Below are 20,339 nucleotides of genomic sequence, written 5' to 3'. Positions count from 1 at the left end.
ACGGTAGCGGTTCGGGGGCTGCTGGGCGAACTGGGACCCGCCCTTGACAGGAAGGGACGAGACCTGCGCGTTCGCGACCTGCAGACTTCCGCTAAAGTGTAAACGGAAACGGTTACCAATAGCGTTTAGGGCCGGTCCGGCCCACCCGGATATCGAAGTCGTGACCAGGAGAGAGTTGTGCGCATGTCCCGCGAGTCCTCTGCTTTACGTGCGGCCGCCGCGGCCATCGGGGCGACCATCGCCGCGGTGACGCTGACCGCCTGCGGCAGTTCGCCCGGCTCGGACGGCCAGATCCGCGTCGTCGCCTCCACCAATGTGTGGGGCAGCGTCGCGCAGGCCGTCGCCGGAGACCGTCTCGAGGTCACCTCGATCGTCACCGAACCGTCGGCCGACCCGCACTCGTACGAGGCCAGCCCCGCTGACGCCGCCAAGATCACCGACGCGTCGCTCGTGATCCTCAACGGCGGCGGCTACGACCAGTTCGTCGAGGACGTCCTGGACTCGAGTGACGCCACCCGCGCCAAGCCCACCGTCGACGCGTTCGAGCTGTACGAGGCCCACGCCGGGACCCCGACCGAGACTGCGGACTCCCGTGGGCGCGACAGCCACGACGGCCACGATCACGGGACGGTGAACGAGCACGTCTGGTACGACATGCCCACCGTCGACGCCACCGCGAACGCGATCGCCGAACAGCTCGGCAAGCTCGACCCGGACGGGGCCGACGCCTACACCCGCAACGCCGAGGCGTTCCGCACGCAGCTGCGCGCGGTGTCGGAGACGACGGCCGGGATCGCGGCCGCGCATCGCGACGCCCCGATCGCGCAGACCGAGCCGATCGCGCACTACCTGATCCAGGCCGCGGTGCTGAAGGACCTCACGCCCCCCGCGTTCGTCGGCGCCGTCGAGAACGGCACCGACCCGTCACCGGCCTCGATCGCCGAGACCCGGCAGCTGTTCGCGGACAAGAAGGTCCGCGCGCTCGTCTACAACGTGCAGACCGAGGACAAGGTGACCCGGAACGTCCGCGAGACCGCGGAGGCCGCCGGCGTCCCCGTCGTCGAGGTCACCGAAACCCTGCCCGAGGGCATGGACTTCGTGCAGTGGCAGACCCGGACGGCACAGTCGCTCGCCGACGCGATGAACTCCGCGTCATGAGCACCGCGACCGTCACCGGCACACCGGCCGCCGTCGAACTTCGCGACGCGCGCCTGTCCTTCGGCGACCGCACCCTGTGGTCGAATCTGAACCTGGCCGTGCAGCAGGGCGAGTTCATCGCCGTCCTCGGCCCCAACGGGTCGGGCAAGACGTCGCTGCTCAAGGTGCTGCTCGGGCAACTCGCGCCCACGTCGGGCACCGTGCGGATCGCCGGCACCCCGGCCAAGGCCGGGAACGCGCACGTCGGCTACGTGCCGCAGCAGAAGTCGCTCGACGACGGCCTGCCGCTGCGCGGGCGCGACCTCGTCGGGCTCGGCGTCGACGGGCACCGCTGGGGCACCGGCCTGATGGGCCGCGCCAAGCGGCGCGCGATCGTCGACTCCGCCATCGCCCAGGTCGGCGCCCAGGCCTACGCCGACGCCCCGATCGGGTCCATGTCCGGCGGCGAACAGCAGCGGCTGCGGATCGCGCAGGCCCTCGTCGGCGACCCCAAGGTGCTGCTGTGCGACGAACCGCTGCTCAGCCTCGACCTCGCGAACCAGCACCGCGTCTCCGAACTGATCGACCGGCGCCGCCGCGAGCACGACACCGCCGTCCTGTTCGTCACCCACGAGATCAACCCGATCCTGCCGCTCGTCGACCGCGTGCTCTACCTCGTCGACGGGCAGTTCAAGATCGGAACCCCCGAGGAGGTCATGACCTCCGAGGTGCTGTCCGAGCTGTACCGCACCGACGTCGAGGTGCTGCACGTGCGCGGCCGTCTCGTCGTCGTCGGCACCGGCGACGCCATCGACGCGCTCGGCAGCGGCGGCGGGCCGCGTCCCGGCGAGGGCGTCCACCACACCGAGGACCACGCATGAGCAACAAGTTCACCGAGGCGATGTCGCACCTGCTCGACTTCTCCGCGACCGCCGATCTGCTGCGGTACGACTTCGTCCAGCAGGCCCTGGTCGCCGGCGCGATCCTGGGACTGCTCGCCGGCGTGATCGGCCCCCTGATCGTCAGCCGGCAGATGTCGTTCGCGGTGCACGGGACGTCGGAGCTGTCGCTGACCGGGGCGTCGGCCGCGCTGCTGATCGGCGTGGGTGTCGGCATCGGAGCCGTCGTCGGGTCCGTCGTCGCCGCCGTGCTGTTCGGCCTGCTGGGAACCAAAGCGCGGGACCGCGATTCGGTGATCGGCGTGATCATGGCGTTCGGGCTGGGCCTGTCGGTGCTGTTCCTGTGGGCCTACGACGGCCGCGCCGGCACCAGCTTCTCGCTGCTGGTGGGACAGATCGTGGCGCCCGGCAACACGGGCCTGGCGCTGCTGCTGCTGTGCGCGGTCGTCGTGCTCGGCACGCTGGCGGTGATCTACCGCCCGCTGCTGTTCGCGAGCACCGACCCCGAGGTGGCCGCGGCCCGCGGCGTCCCGGTGCGGGGCCTGTCGATCGTGTTCGCCGTCCTGGTCGGCATCACCGCCGCGATGGGCGTCCAGATCGTCGGCGCGCTGCTCGTGATGGCCCTGCTGATCACCCCGGCCGCGGCGGCCGCACAGGTCACCGCGAGCCCGCTGCGCGCGACCGTGCTCGCGGTCGTGTTCGCCGAACTCGCCGCCGTCGGAGGCATCCTGCTCTCGCTCGCACCGGGCGTGCCGGTGTCGACGTTCGTCACCACGATCTCGTTCGTGATCTACCTGGTGTGCCGCACGATCGGGTCGGCCCGGCGGCGGTCGGCGGGGCGCATCGTCGTCCCGGCCGGGGAGCACGTCCACGCCTGACGGCGGCCAGGATCTACATTGTGGCGGTGATCGATCTCAACAGCGACCTCGGTGAGAGCTTCGGCGCGTGGACTCTCGGCGACGACGCGGCGATGCTCGACCTGGTCACGAGCGCGAACGTCGCGGGCGGGTTCCATGCCGGTGACCCGGCCACGCTGCTGCGCACGTGCCGCGACGCGGCGGAGCGGAGCGTGCGGATCGGGGCGCAGGTCGGCTACCGCGACCTCGCCGGGTTCGGGCGCCGGTTCATCGACGTCTCCGAGGCGGACCTGACCGCCGACGTGATCTACCAGATCGGCGCGCTCGACGCGCTGGCCCGCACCGCCGGATCGTCCGTCACGTACGTCAAGCCGCACGGCGCGCTGTACAACGCGATCGTCCACCACCGCGACCAGGCCCGCGCCGTGGTCGCGGCCGTGCGGGCAGTGAACCCGTCGCTGCCGGTGCTCGGCCTCCCCGGATCGGTCTTCCTCGAGGAGGCCGCGGCGGCCGGATTGCGCACCGTCACCGAGGCGTTCGCCGACCGCGCCTACACCCCGAAGGGCACGCTGGTCCCGCGCACCGAGTCGGGCGCGGTCGTGCACGACCCCGACACCGTCGCCTCGCGGGTACTGCAGTTGGTCACCACCGGAACGATCGAGGCGATCGACGGCACCCGGATCACGGTGCCGGCGGAGACCATCTGCGTGCACGGGGACACGCCCGCCGCCGTCGAGATGGCCATGGCCATACGCAAACTCCTCGACGACGAGAAGATCCACGTGAAACCCTTCGTGTGATGCGCGTCCTCGATATGGGCGACCGGGCACTCCTGGTCGAATTCGACTGCCTCGACACCACACTCGCCCACTACCGCGGGCTCGCGTCGAACCGGCACCCGGCCGTCACCGACCTCGTGCCCGCGGCCCGCACGATCCTGGTGCGATTCGGTGGCGCCCGCCCGGAACGGATCGCGGCGTGGGTGCGGTCGACCGCGCCGGTGGCCGCCGACGCGTTGTCCGCACTGAATCCAGTCGAGATACCGGTCCGGTACGACGGACCCGATCTGACCGAGGTGGCCGCACTCACCGGACTCGGCGTCGATGGCGTAATCGCCGCCCACACCACACGGACGTGGACGGTGGCGTTCATCGGCTTCAGCCCCGGGTTCGGCTATCTCGTCGGCGGGGACACCGGTCTGCACGTCCCCCGGCGCTCGTCGCCACGCACGAGTGTCCCGGTCGGCGCCGTCGGGCTGGCTGGAGACTTCTCGGGCATCTACCCCCGCAGTTCCCCCGGCGGCTGGCAGTTGATCGGCACCGCCGACGAGCGAATGTGGGACGTCGACCGCGACCCGCCGGCGCTGATGCAGCCGGGGGCCGCGGTCCGGTTCGTCGCGGTCTGACGTCACACCCGGGACTGCACCGCGGCGCGCAGTTCGTGCTTGCGGGTCTTACCGGTCGCGGTCTTGGGCAGGGTATCGAGCAGGACCACCCGCTTCGGAACCCGGAAGCCCGCGAGGGTCGCCCGGGCATGTTCGACGATCCGGTCCGCCAGTCCCTCGTCCGCATCGGGCGCCGGCACGACCGCGACGCACACGGCCTCGCCCCACCGTTCGTCGGGCACCCCGATCACCGAACACTCGAGCACGCCGGGGACGTTCGCCACCACCCGCTCGACCTCGATCGAGGAGACGTTCTCGCCACCGGTCTTGATGATGTCCTTGAGCCGGTCCGTGAACCAGACGACACCTTCGTCGTCGATATGGCCGATGTCGCCACTGTGGAACCAACCGTGCGCGAAGGCCTTCGTATTCGCGTCGGTGTTGTTCCAATAGCCGCTGCACACGTGCGGTCCCCGGTAGACGATCTCCCCCGTCTCTCCCGGCGGCAGCACGGTCCCGTCGGGACTCATGATCGCGACCTCGACGGTGGGGACCGGCGGACCCCACGACCCGGGCTTGGTGTGGCGGTGTTCGGGCCACTGCAGCACGGTCGCAGGCACCACTTCGGTCTGTCCGGATCCGAGCACCACGGCGGCGTTGGGGAACGCGGCGTCGACACGGTCCAGGACGTCCGCGGGCATCTGCGCCATCGCGTAGATGCACAGCCGGACAGAGCCGAGGTCCCTCGGCGCGTGCTCGTTGACGTCGACGAGGGCCTTCCACATGATCGGCAGCAGCATCGCGTGGGTGACGCCGTGGCGTTCGATCGCATCGAGCATCTCCGTGGGATCGAAGCGACCGGGCAGCACCACCCGACCACCGGCGAGGAGCGTCGGGAGGACGAGGGCATTGAGCCCGGTCGTGTGGAAGAGCGGCAGCACGTTGAGCAGTGTCGCCGGTTCGGTGCCCCACGACCCGCCCTGCAGGAGAGCATTGGTCAGGCCGCCGACCAGCACCGAGACATGACTGGTGAGAACACCTTTCGGCTTGGACGTGGTGCCGGAGGTGTAGAGGCACTGGACGCCGTCCCGATCCTCGACGAGGACCTCGATGCGGCCGTCCAGTGCCCGGGAGGCGAGCGTCTCCCACCGTTCGACGGGTCGGCCCGCGATCTCGACCGGATCGACGTCGACGACGACCACCGTCTTCACCGAATCCAGTTTCGGTAGAACGGATTCGAGCAGTGGAACGAACGGCGCCTCCGCAACCACGACGGCAGCGCCGGAGTCACGCAGGATCCATTCGATGTCCTCGGCGGTGAGCGCGATGTTCACCGGCATCGCGACGAGACCCGACTTGGCGCAGGCGAAGTAGGTGGCGAGCAGTTTCCACCCGTCGAACATGAGCATTGCCACTGGTTGCTGCCGTTCGACGGCGGCATCGAGAAACGCCCGCCCCAGCGACTCGGCGGCGGCGTCGAGACGGGCGTACGTGATGGGCGTTCCCCGGTCGAAGATCGCTTCGCGGTCTCCGAACACGCGCGCGACACGAGTCAACGCGTCCCCCACGCTCACACGGGTGGCGAGATTTACCTCCAGTGAATCAACACCGGACAAATCGGATTTCACAGGCGCTGACCTTCCTTCTGCAGAAGCGGACCGAAGCAACACACACAGCGGTCCGGGCAACTCCACCGCCACACCCGCGAAGTGATGTGGGTCACGTCCGCCCGGGCCGCGCCCAGCATCGCACCCGGCACACAAGAAAGCAAGCACGCTTGCTTGTTATTTACTCGTCCCGGTCAGCGCGATGACGGGGAGCCGAACCCGCCGCCGCCCGGCGTCTCGACGACGAGTACGTCACCGGGCTGTACGTCGACCGAGTCGCAGGCCTTCATCTGGAGGGCGGTGCCGTCGGCGCGCTCGACACGGTTGCTGCCCAGGCCACCGGCGGAGCCGCCTGCCATTCCGTACGGCGGTACCCGCCGGTGCCCGGACAGGGTGCTCACCGTCATCGGTTCCTGAAACCGTAGTCGGCGGACGGCTCCGTCGCCGCCGTGCCAGCGTCCGTCCCCGCCGCTGCCGCGTCGGATCGAGAAGTCCTCCAGGACAACGGGAAGGCGCCATTCGAGCACTTCCGGATCGGTCAACCGGGAGTTCGTCATGTGCGTCTGCACCACGGATGCTCCGTCGAACCCGTCGCCGGCGCCGGACCCCGAGCCGAGGGTTTCGTAGTACTGGTGCCTGTCGTTGCCGAACGTGACATTGTTCATCGTCCCGGACCCTTCGGCCTGCACGCCGAGGGCACCGTAGAGCACGCCGGTCACCGCTTGCGAGGTCTCCACATTGCCGGCAACGACCGCCGCGGGATGAGTCGGAGAGAGCATCGAACCCTCGGGGACAATGATCCGCAGTGGCCGCAGGCAGCCGTCGTTGAGCGGGATGTCGTCTGCGACGAGGGTCCGGAACACGTACAACACCGCGGCTCTCACGACGGACGACGGCGCATTGAAGTTCGACTCGAGTTGCGGCGATGTTCCGGTGAAATCGATTGTCGCCGAGCGTTGCTGACGATCCACGGTCACACGCACAGCGATCACCGCGCCGGAGTCCGTTTCGTACCGATACGATCCGTCGTCGAGGGCATCGATCACCCGGCGGACGGACTCCTCGGCGTTGTCCTGCACGTGCCGCATGTAGGCGTGGACGACGTCGAGACCGAAGTGGTCGATCATCTTCGCGACCTCCTCGACCCCCTTCGCGTTGGCGGCGATCTGTGCGCGCAGATCAGCGAGATTGGTCTCCGGATTCCTCGATGGGTACGGCGCGCTCGTCAACAAGTGCAGTGTCTCGGCCTCGCGGAGGTGGCCGTCGCGGGCGAGCAGCCAGTTGTCGAACAGCACGCCTTCCTCGTCGATGGCGCGACTCGTGGCGGGCATCGAACCCGGGGTCAGTCCACCGATCTCCGCGTGGTGGCCGCGAGAGGCGACGTAGAAGAGGACCCGCGCGCCTGCGTCGTCGAAAACTGGTGTGATGACGGTGATGTCGGGTAGGTGTGTGCCACCGTGATAGGGGTCGTTGACGGCGTAGACGTCGCCACGCCGTATCTGCCGGGCGCGCCGACGGACGACCTCCTTGACGCTGCTGCCCATCGAGCCGAGGTGGACGGGAATGTGCGGGGCGTTGGCAATGAGGTTGCCGTCCGGATCGAACAATGCGCACGAGAAGTCGAGCCGTTCCTTGATGTTGACCGACTGCGCGGTCGACTCCAGGGCGGCGCCCATCTGTTCGGCGATCGACATGAACAGGTTGTTGAAGATCTCCAGCATGACCGGGTCGGCGTGTGTACCGACCTTCGCTTCGCCGGGGTCGACGACCCGCTCGAGCAGGAGGTGCCCGGACGCCGTGAGTGTGCCCCGCCAACCTCGGTCCACCACGGTGGTCGAGTTGGCCTCGGCCAGGATCGCCGGACCGTTCACCGCATCCCCGGGCCGCATCCGCACCCGCTCGTACAGTGTTGCGTCGCACCAGGATCCGCGGTCGTACATCCGCACGACGTCGAGCGCCTCGGCCTGTGTGTCGTCCGCCGGCGTGCCGACGCCGGACAGGTCCGGCTGACTGGTCAGGCCGGTCGCCTCGACCGCGACAGCATCGACGATCAGCGGACGGTCCATCAGGAACGAGTACGTTCTGAAGTGAATCGTCTCGAACTCCGCGACCATGGCCTCGAGATCGGCCAGTGTGACCGGCACCGTCGTGTCGGTGCCGTCGTACCGCAGATGCGCATGACGGGTCGTTCGGATCCGCTCCGGCGGGACGCCCTCGTCGAGCAGTTCTGCGCCGGCACGTGATTCCAGGGTTTCGGCCACCTCGCTCAGCCGCGGCACGGCGTCCGGTTCGAGTGCCGTGACCACCGACTGCTCGCGCATGGCGGTGGTGTCGGCCAGTCCCATGCCGAGCGCCGACAGGACACCGGCCATCGGCGGGACCAGCACCGTGCGAATGCCGAGCGAATCGGCCACCGCGCAGGCGTGCTGGCCGCCCGCACCGCCGAAGGTAGTCAGCACGTACCCGGTGATGTCGTGTCCCTTCTGCACCGAGATGTGCTTGACCGCATTGGCCATGTTCGCCACCGCGATGCGCAGGAAGCCTTCGGCCACCTGCTCGGGCGAGCGGTCGTCCCCGGTCTGGGCGCGGATCCCGGCGGCCAACTCGGCGAAGCGGCGCCGCACGAGGTCGCGGTCGAGTGGCTGATCGTTGTCGGGGCCGAACACGTGAGGGAAATGTCCGGGCTGGATACGGCCGAGCATCACATTGGCGTCCGTGACGGCCAGCGGTCCGCCGCCGCGGTAGCAGGTGGGTCCGGGGTCGGCGCCGGCCGAGTCCGGACCCACCCGGTACCGCGCGCCGTCGAAGTGGAGGATCGATCCGCCACCGGCGGCAACGGTGTGGATGTCGAGCATCGGCGCCCGCAACCGGACCCCGGCCACCTGCGTGTCGAACACCCGCTCGAACTCGCCCGCGTAGTGCGACACGTCGGTGGACGTGCCGCCCATGTCGAAGCCGATCACCTTGTCGAAGCCCGCCAGTCGCGACATCCTCACCATGCCGACAATGCCGCCCGCCGGGCCGGACAGGATCGCGTCCTTGCCCCGGAAGTGCCCCGCCTCGGCGAGCCCGCCGTTGGACTGCATGAACATCAGGCGCACGCCCGGCAGCTGCTGCGCCACCCGGTCGACGTAGCGGCGCAACACGGGAGAAAGGTATGCGTCCACGACGGCCGTGTCCCCCCGCGGTATCAGCTTCATCAGCGGGCTCGCCATACTCGACAGCGAGATCTGGGAGAACCCGACCCCTCTCGCCAGCTCGCCGACCGCCATCTCGTGCGCCGGGTACAGATGGCTGTGCATGCACACCACCGCGAGCGCGTCGACGCCGTCGTCGTGCACTCGCTGCAGATCGCGGAACAGCCGGTCCAGATCGGGTTCGCGCAGAACGGTGCCGTCGGCCGTGATCCGCTCGTCGACCTCGATCACCTGCTCGTACAGCAGTTCCGGCAAGACGATGTTCCGGTCGAAGATCCGCGGCCGATTCTGGTAGCCGATCCGTAGTGCGTCACCGAATCCCTTCGTGATGACCAGGGCCGTGCGCGCTCCGGCGCGTTCGAGCAGTGCATTGGTGGCCACCGTGGTGCCCATCCGGACCTGCTCGACCTGGTCGGCGGTGACCGCATCGTGCGTCGAGAGGCCGAGTAGCGCCCTGATACCGGCCACAGCCGCATCGGAGTACCGGGCCGGATTCTCGGACAGCAACTTGTGAGTGACCAGAGAGCCGTCCGGACGACGGCCGACGATGTCGGTGAACGTGCCTCCGCGGTCAACCCAGAATTCCCAACCCTCTGCAGTCACCGGTTCTCCCCACACGAGTGATTGGTGTCAATTCTAGGAACTAACCGCGGTCCTGACCCCGCCGGCACAATCCGCAATCGACTCGCCCGTCTTCTGGATAGTGGGAGCACTGCCGATCGGCCCGTCGTGACGCTGTCCGGAGGAGAACGCTTCCGCGTGTCGTCCGTTGGTCAGCGACGGCTACTCGCTCGCACCGAACCGTCACTCGGGCAACCCGATCTTTCCTAGAATTCCCTCGTTCCACCGCGTTGCCCGAACCACGGAAGGGTGGAAGCCACCGATGTCCTCGTCGGAAGTCGAGTTGGAGGCACTGGGCGGAGTTGCGGCTGCTGTCGCGGGACGTCCGGTCAACCTCGGCGGAGCCCGCCAGCGAACCCTGCTCGCGGCCCTGGTCGTGGCCTATCCGTACGACGTGTCCGCCGAACGACTCCTGGAACAGGTGTGGCACGACAGCCCCGACCCCAAACCCGGTTCGCTGCACGTCGCGATCTCGAAGCTGCGCGACAAGCTCGACCCGGGGCGCACGCGCGGCGCGGAGGGCGCCGTCGCGCGGACCGGCACGCGATACCGGCTCGACGTCCGCCCCGACCAGATCGACACCATACGGTTCGCGGATCTGGTGGCGCGCGGAGATCGACTGCGCGCGGACGGCTCCGACGCGGCGGCGGACGCGTACGAGTCGGCGCTCGCCCTGTGGAAGGGTGCACCGTTCGCGGACATCGCGGACAACGCCTTCGTGCAGTCCGAGATCACCCGACTGGAGGCGCAGGAGCTGCGCACCCGCAAGGCACTCATACGGATCCGGATCGATCGCGGCGACCTGGATGCCGCCGCCGAGGCGGCCGGCCAGATCGCCACCACCCATCCGCTCGACGAATCGGCGTGGGAACTGCGCGTACTCGCCCTGTACCGGGGCGGACGGCAGTCCGACGCGCTGGCGGCTCTGCGTCGGGTTCGCGCGATCCTCGATACCGAACTCGGTATCGCGCCCGGAGTTCGCCTGCGCGAGTTGGAGACCGCCGTCCTGCGTCAGGACGACACCCGGCTCGTCGGCACCGCACCCGCACCGGCGACACGGCCCGTGTCGTCGAATCTCACGACACCGCGCACGTTGCTCGTCGGACGCGTGCGGGAGATCGACGACATCAGCCGGGCACTGGACACGCGCGCCCTGACGACGCTCGTCGGGCCGGGCGGCGTCGGCAAGACCCGTCTCGCGGTGGAGGTCTGCCGCCGGGCCGCCGGGACGGGCGGCACGTGGCTCGTCGATCTCGCGGCGGTGCAGTCGGAGACCCTCGTGTCGCCGACCATCGCGGCGACGCTCCAACTGAGCGGCCCCGGGACGGTCGAGCATCTGGCGAGCGCGCTTGCCGAGAGCGAATACACCGTCGTGATGGACAACTGCGAGCACGTGATCGACGCCTGCGCGGAGGTCGCGGCGGCGATCCTCGACCGGTGCCCGCGGGTGCGGATCCTCGCGACGAGCAGGGAACCGCTGGGGATCGACGGCGAGTTCGTCTACCACGTGGACCCGCTCGACGTGGAGTCCGCGATCGACCTGTTCGCCGACCGTGCCGCGGGCGCGGTCCCCGGGTGGACGCTCGGCAGCCACGACGCCGCGACCGTACGGCGGATCTGCCTCGAACTCGACGGCATCCCACTGGGCGTCGAACTCGCTGCGGCGCAACTGCGGATGCTGTCCGAGCAGCAGATCGCCGACGGCCTCGCGGACCGGTTCGCGTTGCTGCGGGGCGGGCCCCGCACGGCACCCGAGCGGCAACGCCGGATGGTGGACACCATCGACTGGAGCTACCGCCTGCTCGACGACGACGAGGCGCGGACGCTGCGTCAGATCGCCGTGTTCGCAGGGTCTTTCGACATCGACGGAGCGGTGGCCGTGACCGAGAGCCGGTCCACGCTCACCCCCCTCGAGCCGCTCACCGCGCTGGTACGACGCTCACTCCTGCGCGTCGTGTCGTCGTCGTCGCCCCGTCGCTACCGACTGCTGCAGACCGTCAGACAGTTCGCCCTCGACCGCATGTCGGACGCCGAACGACGGCGGGCCGAGGCGGCGCACCGCCGGTTCGTCCTGACACGCGCGAGCACCACCGCCGAGCATCTCCGGGACGCCGGGGCGGTGCATGCCCTCGCGGCCCTCACCGCGGACGTCGCCGAGCATCGGGCGGCTGCGGAATCCGCTCTTGCACAGAGCGATCCGGCATACGCGCTGGAACTCGCCGGTGCCCTGTACTGGTTCTGGTACCGGAAGGGTCACCTGTGTGAGGGCATCGGGTGGCTGCACCGTGCCCTCACCGCTGTGGATGGAGGCGCGGTGACCGTCGACCCCCTGGTGCTGTCGGCCGCGCACACCGGCCTGGGCGGGTTGACCTACCTCACCGGCGACCCCGCCGGCGCCGTCGACGCGGTGGCCCGCGCCGCCGAACTGTCCGACCGGGCCGGCGACGTCACGAACGCCGAGTGGATGCGTTCCTGGGCCACGTACTTCCGCACCCTCACCGAACCCGGCGTGGATCGGTCCCCCGAAGCACTCGCGTGCGTCGACCGACTGCGCTCGAACGGTTCACCCTGGCAGGTCGCGGAGGCGCTGATGATCCAGGGCATGATCCTGCGGTGCCACGGCGACTCCGCGGGGGCCCGGCCCGTCCTGGAGGAAGCGGTCGCCACCGCCGAGCGGTGTGGACACGGCTGGGCGGTGGGGTCGGCGTCGTGGACCCTGTTCCGGTCCTCGATGGACCTCGACGACGTCGTCGCGGCCCTCGCCGCCACCCGCGTCATGCACACCGTGCTCGATTCCGAGGGCGACGTGACGTCGTGGCTGGTGCTGGTCCACAGCATCTCCACGCTCGCGGTCCGCCTCGGTTTCCCCGCCGACGGCGCCGCCCTCCTCGGCGCGGTGCAGGCGCACGGGTCCCGAATCGGCTTCCTGCCCGAACTCATGGACCCGGTCGACGGCCCGCGCGACGCGGCGACGGTCCGTGACGCGCTCGACCCCACCGAGTTCGCGGCGCACCACGTGCACGGGGCCGCGATGACACGGCAGGACGTCAACGCCCTGGTCTGGGACCTGTGCGAGCGCGGACGTCGACTCGTCGGGGAGCACGAGCCGGCGTTAAGCGATCGGTAAGCGGGCGCCTGTCTCCTGGATCGGAACGACCACCCGATCGAAGGAGGTTCAATGTCCACCTCACCGGACACCGCGCTCTCGGGCGCACCCCTCGTCGAGCGGCTCGGCAGCGCCGTCGCGGGCTCCGTGTACCGCCCGGGGGACGACGGGTACCGCCTCTCGGCCGCCGGGTTCAACGCGGCGACCGTGCACCGCAGTGCGGCCGTCGTGGTCGCGTCCAACGCCGCCGACATCGCCGCCACCGTGCGAATCGCCCGCGAACTCGGCCTGACGATCGCCGTCCAGGCGACCGGGCACGGCGCCGCCCCCGCACCCGGGAACAGCATCCTGATCGACACCGCCCTGCTCGACGAGGTGATGATCGACCGCACCAGGCGCACCGCGACCGTCGAGGCCGGCGTGCGCTGGCAGCAGGTGCTCGACGCCGCCGCCCCGCACGGGCTGGCTGCCCTCGCCGGATCGTCGACCACGGTCGGCGTCGTCGGCTACACGCTGGGCGGCGGCCTGGGACCGATCGCCCGCACCCACGGCTTCGCGGCCGACCACGTGCTGTCGATGGAGGTGGTCACCGCCGACGGTCGTCTGCGCCGGGTCTCCCCCGACGTCGAGCCGGATCTGTTCTGGGCGCTGCTCGGCGGCGGGGGCGCGTTCGGCATCGTCACGCGAATGACGTTTCGTCTCTTCCCGATCCAGACGATCGACGCGGGCGGCGTCTTCTACGACATCGCCGACGCCCCGGCGGTCCTGAGGCGCTGGCGGGACTGGATCGCCGCCGCCCCGGACTCGGTGTCCAGTTCGGTCGCAATCGTCAATTTCCCTCCGTTGCCGGAACTTCCGGAGCCGCTGCGCGGGCGCACCGTCGTGCACGTTCGCGTCGCGCACGCCGGAGAGGAGGCGGACGGACCCGCGCTGCTCGCCCCGATGCGCACGATCGCCGAACCGATCCTCGACACGGTGACCGAGATGATGTTCCCCGCGATCGCGTCGATCCACGCCGACCCCACCGACCCGATGCCGTCGACGGAACGCTCCACGCTGGTGCGGGAACTACCGGATGCCGCGATCGACGCCCTGCTCGCGGTCGCCGGGCCGGAGGCCGGACTGCCGATCATGCTGGCCGAGATCCGGGCGCTCGGGGGTGCTCTCGCGGGTCCCGCGGTGTCGAACGCGGTGGCCGGCCGCGACGCAGCCTTTTCCGTGTTCACCGTCGGCGTGCTCGCTCCGCCCGTCGCGGACGTCGTCCCGGGCGCGCTCGAGCGCGTCGTCGACGCGATGCGACCGTGGAGCACCGGTGGCGCACTGGTCAACTTCGCGGGCGGACCGGAGGGGGCACCCGCGTCCCGGGTCGCCGCGGCGTGGACACCCGAGCAGCGTCGTCGCCTGCTCGCGACACGGGCCGCCTACGACCCGGCCGGTGTCCTCGCGCCCTCGGCGCGGTGGTCGTTCACCCCCGCGTCCTGACCCGCCCCGAAACTCCCGCGTTCTGCGCACTTGTCGCGGCCACCGGCCGAAGGAGGGGACGACAAGTGCGCAGAACGCGGGTCAGGCGCCCAGCGCGAAGGCGACGAGGAACCCCAGTGCCGTGGAGATCCCCACCCACCACCCGCCCTCGCGGTACGCCTCGGGCATGAGCGAATCGGCAAGCACCGCAATGGTCGCGCCGCCCGCGAACGCCTGGATCACCGCGATGCGGCTGTCCGGGATGGTGTCGGAGACGGCGTTCGCGGCCACCACCACCAGCACCAGCACGACGGCCGTGATCGCCCACACCCACAACGCCTTACGCGCATCGAATCCCGGCTGCTTGCGCATCGACGCCGCACCCGCGACGGCCTCGGGGACGTTGCCGACCGCGACGGCCACCAACAACACCACTCCCCCGCCGCCCGCCAGCGAGACGCCCAGCGCGGTGTTCTCGGGGATCCCGTCGAGCAGCGCGCCGAGCATCAACGCCCACCCCAGTGCGGCCGGACCGAGCTTGTTCTCGATCAGGTGGTCGGCCACGACGTACACGACCGCCCCAGCGAGCAGCGACGCCCCCGCGACCCACACACCCTCGATCGCGAACGCGGGCGCGAAGAGTTCCGACGACACCGCCGCCACCATCGTGCCCGCACCGAATGCCATGAGCGCGGCCAACAACGGGCGCGGCAGGTCGTAGCGCAGACCCACCCACGCACCGAACAACAGCGGCAGAGCCGTTCCCAGACCGTACAGCGCAGCTGTCAGCATCGGCCGATCGTAGTCACCACGGAGCCGATCGGACACAATCGACACATGGCATGGCTCGAAGTCTCACGTGCCGGCGCACGCACCACGGTCCAGGACCGTGGGCGTGCCGGGAACGCGGCGCTCGGGGTCGGCGTCTCGGGCGCGGCCGACATCGTCGCGCACGACAGCGCCAACCGACTCGTCGGCAACGATCCGTCGGCGGCCACCCTCGAGATGACGTTGGGCGGTCTCCGGGCCCGCGCGATCGGCCCGGCGACGATCGCGGTCACCGGCGCCCCCACGCCCCTCACCGTGAACGGGACACCGCGACCGCTCTACTCGACGCTGCACCTCCGGGACGGCGACGAGATCGCCCTGGGGATCGCGTCCGCCGGACTGCGGACCTATCTCGCGGTTCGCGGCGGCATCGACGTCCCCGCCGTCCTCGGCAGCCGCGCCACCGACACCCTCTCCGGAATCGGACCCGAACCGCTCCGCGACCGGGATCGGCTGCCGGTCGGGCAGCTGCACGGCGAGTGGCCGATCGAGGAGTTCATCCCCCCGCCGGCACCGGCCGCGGACACGGTCGAACTGCGCATCCGCCTGGGCCCGCGCGACGACTGGTTCACCCCGGCGTCCCGGACCGCTCTCGTCCGGCAGACATGGACGGTCACCACCGACACGGACCGCGTCGGCGCGCGTCTCGAGGGCCCGGGGCCGCTGCACCGCGCGCACCGGGGCGAACTGGCCAGCGAGGGCATGGTGACGGGCGCCCTGCAGGTCCCGCCGAACGGCATGCCGGTGCTGTTCCTCACGGACCACCCGGTGACGGGCGGCTACCCGGTGATCGCCGTGGTCCTCGAAGACGACATCCCGGCCGCAGCTCAGCTGCGACCGGGATGTCGGATCAGGTTCCGGAAGGTGCTGTGACCTCGGCCGGGTCGATCAGCCGCGCCGCTGGCGCGCGATCTCGGACAGCACGACGCCCGCGGCGACGGACGCGTTGAGCGACTCCACCTCACCGGCCATCGGGATGCTGAGGATCGAGTCGCACGTCTCGCGGACCAGACGGGACAGGCCCTTGCCCTCGGAGCCGACGACGATCACGACCGGACCGGTGCCCTCGTAGGTGTCGAGGCTCGTGTCGCCGCCCGCGTCGAGGCCGACGACCTGGACGCCCTTGGACTGCCAATCCTTCAGGGTGCGGGTCAGATTCGTCGCACGAGCGACGGGCAGCCGAGCGGCGGCGCCGGCACTGGTGCGCCATGCGACCGCCGTGACGCTGGCACTACGACGCTGCGGGATGACCACACCGTGACCGCCGAACGCCGCCACCGAACGCACCACGGCGCCGAGGTTTCGCGGATCGGTGATGTTGTCGAGCGCCACGAGCAGTGCGGGCTCCTGCCGGGTACGGGCCGCGGTGAGCAGGTCGTCCGGATGCGCATACCGGTACGGCGGCACCTGGAGCGCGATGCCCTGGTGCATGCCGTTGGCACTCATGCGATCGAGGTCGGTGCGCGGCACCTCGAGGATCGAGATCCCCTCGTCCGCGGCCCGCTGCACCGACTCCTTGAGACGGTCGTCGGTCTCCGCGCCCACCGCCACGTACAGCGCCGTCGCGGGCACGCCCGCACGCAGGCACTCGACGACGGGGTTGCGTCCGAGCACCATCTCCGGGGAGTCCTCGGCGCGACGGATCGCGGCGACACGCTGCTGCTGGCGCTGCTCCGTGGCGCGGGCGGCGGCGCGCGCCTTCTTCGCCGCGGGATGCTTGGTCCGGGCCTCGGCCGGCGGCGTGGCACCGCGGCCCTCGAGGCCCTTGCTGCGCTTGCCGCCGGATCCGACGACCTGGCCCTTCTTGGTGCCACCCTTGCGGATCGCACCGCGCCTGCTCGAATTACCCGCCATCACTTACCCGATTCGTTGGAAGAAGCTTGCTCGAGCGACCACTCGGGTCCGCTCGGAGTGTCGGTCACGGCGATGCCCGCCGCGGCCAACCGGTCGCGGACCTCGTCGGCCACCGCCCAGTTCTTGTCGGCCCGGGCCTGCTGGCGCCGGTCGAGTTCGGCCTGCACGAGCACGTCGAGCGCGCCCATGGCCACCGTGTTGTCCGATGCGGCGGTCCACTGCTCGTCCAGCGGATCCACCCCCAGGATCCCGAGCATCGCCCGGACCTGGCCGGCCAGTGTGCGGGCACCGTCGGCGTCGCCGGACTCGAGCGCGATGTTGCCCTCGCGCACCCGGCCGTGGATCTCCGCGAGCGCCGCCGGCACGTTCAGGTCGTCGTCGAGCGCGGCCGCGAACTCCTCGGTCCACTTGCCGACCTGGACGTCACCGGCCCGCTCGACCGTCCGCATGACGAACGACTCGCATCGCCGGTATCCGGCTGCGGCCTCCTGCAGGGCCTCCTCGGAGTACTCGAGCATCGACCGGTAGTGCGCACTACCGAGGTAGTACCGAAGTTCCTGCGGGCGAACGAGTTTGAGCACATTCGGCACCGAGAGCACGTTGCCGAGCGACTTCGACATCTTCTCGCCCGACTTGGTGACCCAGCCGTTGTGCAGCCAGTACTGCGCGAAGTCGTCGCCCGCGCACTTGGCCTGCGCGATCTCGTTCTCGTGGTGCGGGAAGACCAGATCCAGTCCGCCGCAATGGATGTCGAACGCCTGACCGAGGTAGAACACCGCCATCGCGGAGCACTCGAGGTGCCAGCCGGGCCGGCCCGGACCCCACGGGGTGGGCCACGACGGCTCGCCGGGCTTCGCGGCCTTCCACAGCGTGAAGTCCCGCGGATCCCGCTTGCCGGCACCGGCGCTCTCGCCCTGATGGACGTCGTCGAGTTTGTGCCCGGACAGCCGCCCGTACTCGGGGAAACTCCGGACGTCGAAGTAGACGTCGCCGCCGGACGCGTACGCATGGCCGTTGTCGATGAGCCGCTGCATCATCTCGACCATCTGCGTGACGTGCCCGGTCGCGCGCGGCTCCACCGACGGCGGCAGCACACCGAGCTGCTGGTACGCCCAGTCGAACGACCGCTCGAACGTCGCGGCCCACTCCCACCACGGGCGGCCCGCCTCGGCGGCCTTGCCCAGGATCTTGTCGTCGATGTCGGTGACGTTCCGCACGAACGCGACGTCGTAGTCGTGCGCGAGCAACCAGCGGCGCAGCACATCGAACGCGACACCGCTGCGCACGTGGCCGATGTGGGGTTCGCCCTGGACGGTGGCGCCACACAGGTACACCGAGGCATGTCCGGGGGTCAGCGGGACGAAGTCACGCGGAGCCCGTGTCACGGTGTCGTATAGGCGCAGGGTCACGACGAGCGATTCTACCGGTCGCTATCAGCGGGGATGATCAGCGCGGTCGCCACTGCGGCGATGCCCTCGCCGCGACCGGTGAGGCCAAGGCCGTCCGTCGTGGTGGCCGACACCGACACCGGCGCACCGAGCACGTCGGACAGCACCCGCTGGGCCTCCTCGCGACGTGGACCGATCTTCGGTCGATTGCCGATGACCTGCACCGACGCGTTGCCGACGACGTATCCGGCGTCGCCCAGCAGCCGCCGGACCTCAGTGAGCATCCGCACACCGCTCACGCCGTCCCACTCCGGGCGGCCGGTGCCGAACACCGAGCCCAGGTCACCGAGTCCCGCCGCCGACAGCAGCGCGTCGCACAACGCGTGGGACGCAACGTCGCCGTCGGAATGCCCGGCGCAGCCGTCGGCGTCCTCGAACAACAAGCCCGCCATCCAGCACGGACGGCCAGGCTCGATGGGATGGACGTCGGTGCCGATTCCGACTCGCACGCTCGGAACTCCCTATCCTCGGATCTGCCCGGACCTGCCCGGGTCTACTCGGTTCCCGCCTGCCCGAGCAGAATCCGGGCCAGGGCGAGATCCCATGGTGTCGTGATCTTGAATGCCTCGGGTTCGCCGACGATGGTGCGGACCCGCTCCCCGAGCCGCTCGACCAGTCCGGCGTCGTCGGTCGCGTCGCCGTCGACGTCCTGGTACGCGCGGCGGAGGAGATTGGCGTCGAAGCCCTGCGGCGTCTGCACCGCCCGCAGCTCCGAACGCGGTGGGGTACCGGTCACGGCACCGAGGACGTCGACGGTCTTGATGGTGTCGCTCACCGGCAGCACCGGGATGACCGCGGTGCGTCCGGCATGCAGTTCCGCCACGATCCGCGCGATCAGCGTCGGAGGCGTGAGCGCGCGGGCCGCGTCGTGCACGAGCACCAGCTCGGCGCCGGTCGCGGCGGCGAGTCCGGCCCGAACCGAATCGGCCCGTTCCGCGCCGCCGACGACCACCACGACGTCGTCGGGCAGATCCGCCCGCGCGGCGTCGACGAGGTCCTCGGGCACGATCACGACGACCGTGTCCACCACGCCGGACTCGAGCAGCCCGTCGACGGCCCGGCGCAGCATGCTGCGCCCGGCGAGCTCGACGAACGCCTTCGGAACGGACTCGCCCAGCCGGACACCGCGTCCGGCAGCAGGGACCAGCGCGACGACCGGTCCTCGGTTCTCGCTCACTGTCAGGAGGCTGCGGCCAGGACCTCGTCGAGGATGGTCTCGGCCTTGGCGTCGTCGGTGCCTTCCGCCAGTGCGAGCTCACCCACGAGGATCTGCCGGGCCTTGGCCAGCATTCGCTTCTCGCCCGCGGACAGACCGCGGTCCTGCTCACGCCGCCAGAGGTCACGCACGACCTCGGCGACCTTGTTCACGTCACCCGAGGCCAACTTCTCGAGGTTCGCCTTGTAGCGGCGAGACCAGTTCGTCGGTTCCTCGGTGTGCGGCGCACGAAGCACCTGGAACACCTTGTCGAGACCCTCCTGGCCGACCACGTCACGCACGCCGACGTACTCGGCATTCTCCGCGGGAACGCGGACGGTGAGATCACCCTGAGCGACCTTCAGAACGAGGTATTCCTTCTGTTCACCCTTGATGGTGCGGGTTTCGATCGCTTCGATCAGCGCCGCGCCGTGATGGGGGTATACGACGGTGTCTCCGACCTTGAAAATCATCTGTCCCGTGCCCCTTTCGATCTTCCGAGTTTAACACGTGACCAAACGATCGTCCCATCAACGGTGCAGGTCAGGGGCATCCTTGCCTGAGCTCAGGGCTTGACAGGACGCGTCAACCGTGCATTTCGGGCCGCCCCGACCACCGGTTCGACAACCCCCGGAGCGCGCCCGAACCCGCACGCGGACAACCGTTGTGCACCTGACACGACCTCGTTACGAGTACCCAGCGGACGGCCCCTCGAGGCTGACTACTACTCTGCCTAGTGGATTGT

Annotated in this window: 16 protein-coding genes; 8 read left to right on the top strand and 8 right to left on the bottom strand. The window is 70.0% G+C overall.

All coding sequences use genetic code 11. The features are described 5' to 3' along the window. Positions 1 to 183: 183 nt before the first annotated feature. The 5 genes from EGT67_RS18750 to EGT67_RS18730 are packed head-to-tail and all read left to right on the top strand — an operon-like array spanning position 184 to position 4,298. A complete protein-coding gene (locus EGT67_RS18750; RefSeq protein ID WP_127917603.1) occupies positions 184 to 1,158 on the top strand; it encodes a metal ABC transporter solute-binding protein, Zn/Mn family in 975 nt (324 codons plus the stop codon). Then, positions 1,155 to 2,018, top strand: coding sequence for a metal ABC transporter ATP-binding protein (locus EGT67_RS18745; protein WP_127917602.1), 864 nt, complete (start codon positions 1,155 to 1,157; stop codon positions 2,016 to 2,018). The genes EGT67_RS18750 and EGT67_RS18745 overlap by 4 nt, the downstream gene beginning before the upstream one ends. After that, positions 2,015 to 2,914: a metal ABC transporter permease gene (locus EGT67_RS18740; RefSeq protein WP_127917601.1), complete on the top strand. Its 900-nt coding sequence runs from the start codon at positions 2,015 to 2,017 to the stop codon at positions 2,912 to 2,914. The genes EGT67_RS18745 and EGT67_RS18740 overlap by 4 nt, the downstream gene beginning before the upstream one ends. Positions 2,915 to 2,934: 20 nt before the next feature. Then, the gene (locus EGT67_RS18735; RefSeq protein WP_127917600.1) at positions 2,935 to 3,693 is read left to right on the top strand and encodes a LamB/YcsF family protein; all 759 of its coding nucleotides are present in this window, start codon (positions 2,935 to 2,937) and stop codon (positions 3,691 to 3,693) included. After that, positions 3,693 to 4,298, top strand: coding sequence for a 5-oxoprolinase subunit B family protein (locus EGT67_RS18730; protein ID WP_127917599.1), 606 nt, complete (start codon positions 3,693 to 3,695; stop codon positions 4,296 to 4,298). Before EGT67_RS18735 ends, EGT67_RS18730 begins: the two co-directional genes overlap by 1 nt. Before the next feature lie 2 nt (positions 4,299 to 4,300). On the opposite strand, the gene EGT67_RS18725 is transcribed toward EGT67_RS18730, so the two are convergent. Together EGT67_RS18725 and EGT67_RS18720 are read right to left on the bottom strand one after the other, a co-directional pair. Beyond that, positions 4,301 to 5,851, bottom strand: coding sequence for a class I adenylate-forming enzyme family protein (locus tag EGT67_RS18725; RefSeq protein ID WP_277750160.1), 1,551 nt, complete (start codon positions 5,849 to 5,851; stop codon positions 4,301 to 4,303). Positions 5,852 to 6,078: 227 nt separating this feature from the next. Next, the gene (locus tag EGT67_RS18720; RefSeq protein WP_127917598.1) at positions 6,079 to 9,684 is read right to left on the bottom strand and encodes a hydantoinase B/oxoprolinase family protein; all 3,606 of its coding nucleotides are present in this window, start codon (positions 9,682 to 9,684) and stop codon (positions 6,079 to 6,081) included. A 280-nt stretch (positions 9,685 to 9,964) separates the two neighbouring features. Between EGT67_RS18720 and EGT67_RS18710 the strand changes: the two genes are divergently transcribed. Together EGT67_RS18710 and EGT67_RS18705 are read left to right on the top strand one after the other, a co-directional pair. Then, entirely contained in the window at positions 9,965 to 12,829 is a 2,865-nt protein-coding gene (locus tag EGT67_RS18710; RefSeq protein WP_127917596.1) for an AfsR/SARP family transcriptional regulator, read from the top strand. A 51-nt stretch (positions 12,830 to 12,880) separates the two neighbouring features. After that, on the top strand, positions 12,881 to 14,290 hold the full coding sequence (locus EGT67_RS18705; protein WP_127917595.1) for an FAD-binding oxidoreductase: 1,410 nt from the start codon (positions 12,881 to 12,883) through the stop codon (positions 14,288 to 14,290). Positions 14,291 to 14,371: 81 nt separating this feature from the next. Here the strand turns inward: EGT67_RS18705 and EGT67_RS18700 are convergent, their stop codons facing one another. Continuing rightward, on the bottom strand, positions 14,372 to 15,061 hold the full coding sequence (locus tag EGT67_RS18700) for a ZIP family metal transporter (RefSeq protein WP_127917594.1): 690 nt from the start codon (positions 15,059 to 15,061) through the stop codon (positions 14,372 to 14,374). Between the two features lie 45 nt (positions 15,062 to 15,106). Between EGT67_RS18700 and EGT67_RS18695 the strand changes: the two genes are divergently transcribed. Continuing rightward, positions 15,107 to 15,970, top strand: coding sequence for a 5-oxoprolinase subunit C family protein (locus EGT67_RS18695; protein WP_164877603.1), 864 nt, complete (start codon positions 15,107 to 15,109; stop codon positions 15,968 to 15,970). Positions 15,971 to 15,985: 15 nt separating this feature from the next. Here the strand turns inward: EGT67_RS18695 and rlmB are convergent, their stop codons facing one another. From rlmB to carD, 5 genes are read right to left on the bottom strand one after another with little or no spacing between them, the layout of a single operon-like run. After that, entirely contained in the window at positions 15,986 to 16,951 is a 966-nt protein-coding gene (rlmB, locus tag EGT67_RS18690) for a 23S rRNA (guanosine(2251)-2'-O)-methyltransferase RlmB (protein WP_127917593.1), read from the bottom strand. After that, on the bottom strand, positions 16,951 to 18,360 hold the full coding sequence (cysS, locus tag EGT67_RS18685; RefSeq protein WP_127917592.1) for a cysteine--tRNA ligase: 1,410 nt from the start codon (positions 18,358 to 18,360) through the stop codon (positions 16,951 to 16,953). The genes rlmB and cysS overlap by 1 nt, the downstream gene beginning before the upstream one ends. 11 nt (positions 18,361 to 18,371) lie before the next feature. Further along, complete coding sequence (ispF, locus tag EGT67_RS18680; protein WP_127917591.1) at positions 18,372 to 18,848, bottom strand: 2-C-methyl-D-erythritol 2,4-cyclodiphosphate synthase; 477 nt, start codon at positions 18,846 to 18,848, stop codon at positions 18,372 to 18,374. Positions 18,849 to 18,892: 44 nt separating this feature from the next. Continuing rightward, positions 18,893 to 19,576 carry a 2-C-methyl-D-erythritol 4-phosphate cytidylyltransferase gene (ispD, locus tag EGT67_RS18675; protein ID WP_127917590.1) on the bottom strand — a complete coding sequence of 228 codons (684 nt, stop codon included), beginning with the start codon at positions 19,574 to 19,576 and terminating at the stop codon, positions 18,893 to 18,895. A gap of 2 nt (positions 19,577 to 19,578) precedes the next feature. After that, the gene (carD, locus tag EGT67_RS18670) at positions 19,579 to 20,067 is read right to left on the bottom strand and encodes an RNA polymerase-binding transcription factor CarD (protein WP_127917589.1); all 489 of its coding nucleotides are present in this window, start codon (positions 20,065 to 20,067) and stop codon (positions 19,579 to 19,581) included. Between the last annotated feature and the right edge of the window lie 272 nt (positions 20,068 to 20,339).

This window comes from Prescottella agglutinans (genome assembly GCF_004011865.1).
Classification (GTDB): Bacteria; Actinomycetota; Actinomycetes; order Mycobacteriales; family Mycobacteriaceae; genus Prescottella; species Prescottella agglutinans.
The sequence above is the reverse complement of the archived record's forward strand: the minus strand, read 5'-3'. Positions and strand labels throughout refer to the sequence as shown.

Bases quoted from the DNA above. Each gene is read 5' to 3' on its own strand.
- EGT67_RS18750 (WP_127917603.1), top strand. From the start codon at position 184: ATGTCCCGCGAGTCCTCTGCTTTACGTGCGGCCGCCGCGGCCATCGGG.
- EGT67_RS18745 (WP_127917602.1), top strand. From the start codon at position 1,155: ATGAGCACCGCGACCGTCACCGGCACACCGGCCGCCGTCGAACTTCGC.
- EGT67_RS18740 (WP_127917601.1), top strand. From the start codon at position 2,015: ATGAGCAACAAGTTCACCGAGGCGATGTCGCACCTGCTCGACTTCTCC.
- EGT67_RS18730 (WP_127917599.1), top strand. From the start codon at position 3,693: ATGCGCGTCCTCGATATGGGCGACCGGGCACTCCTGGTCGAATTCGAC.
- EGT67_RS18710 (WP_127917596.1), top strand. From the start codon at position 9,965: ATGTCCTCGTCGGAAGTCGAGTTGGAGGCACTGGGCGGAGTTGCGGCT.
- EGT67_RS18705 (WP_127917595.1), top strand. From the start codon at position 12,881: ATGTCCACCTCACCGGACACCGCGCTCTCGGGCGCACCCCTCGTCGAG.
- EGT67_RS18700 (WP_127917594.1), bottom strand. From the start codon at position 15,061: ATGCTGACAGCTGCGCTGTACGGTCTGGGAACGGCTCTGCCGCTGTTG.
- EGT67_RS18695 (WP_164877603.1), top strand. From the start codon at position 15,107: ATGGCATGGCTCGAAGTCTCACGTGCCGGCGCACGCACCACGGTCCAG.
- rlmB (WP_127917593.1), bottom strand. From the start codon at position 16,951: ATGGCGGGTAATTCGAGCAGGCGCGGTGCGATCCGCAAGGGTGGCACC.
- carD (WP_127917589.1), bottom strand. From the start codon at position 20,067: ATGATTTTCAAGGTCGGAGACACCGTCGTATACCCCCATCACGGCGCG.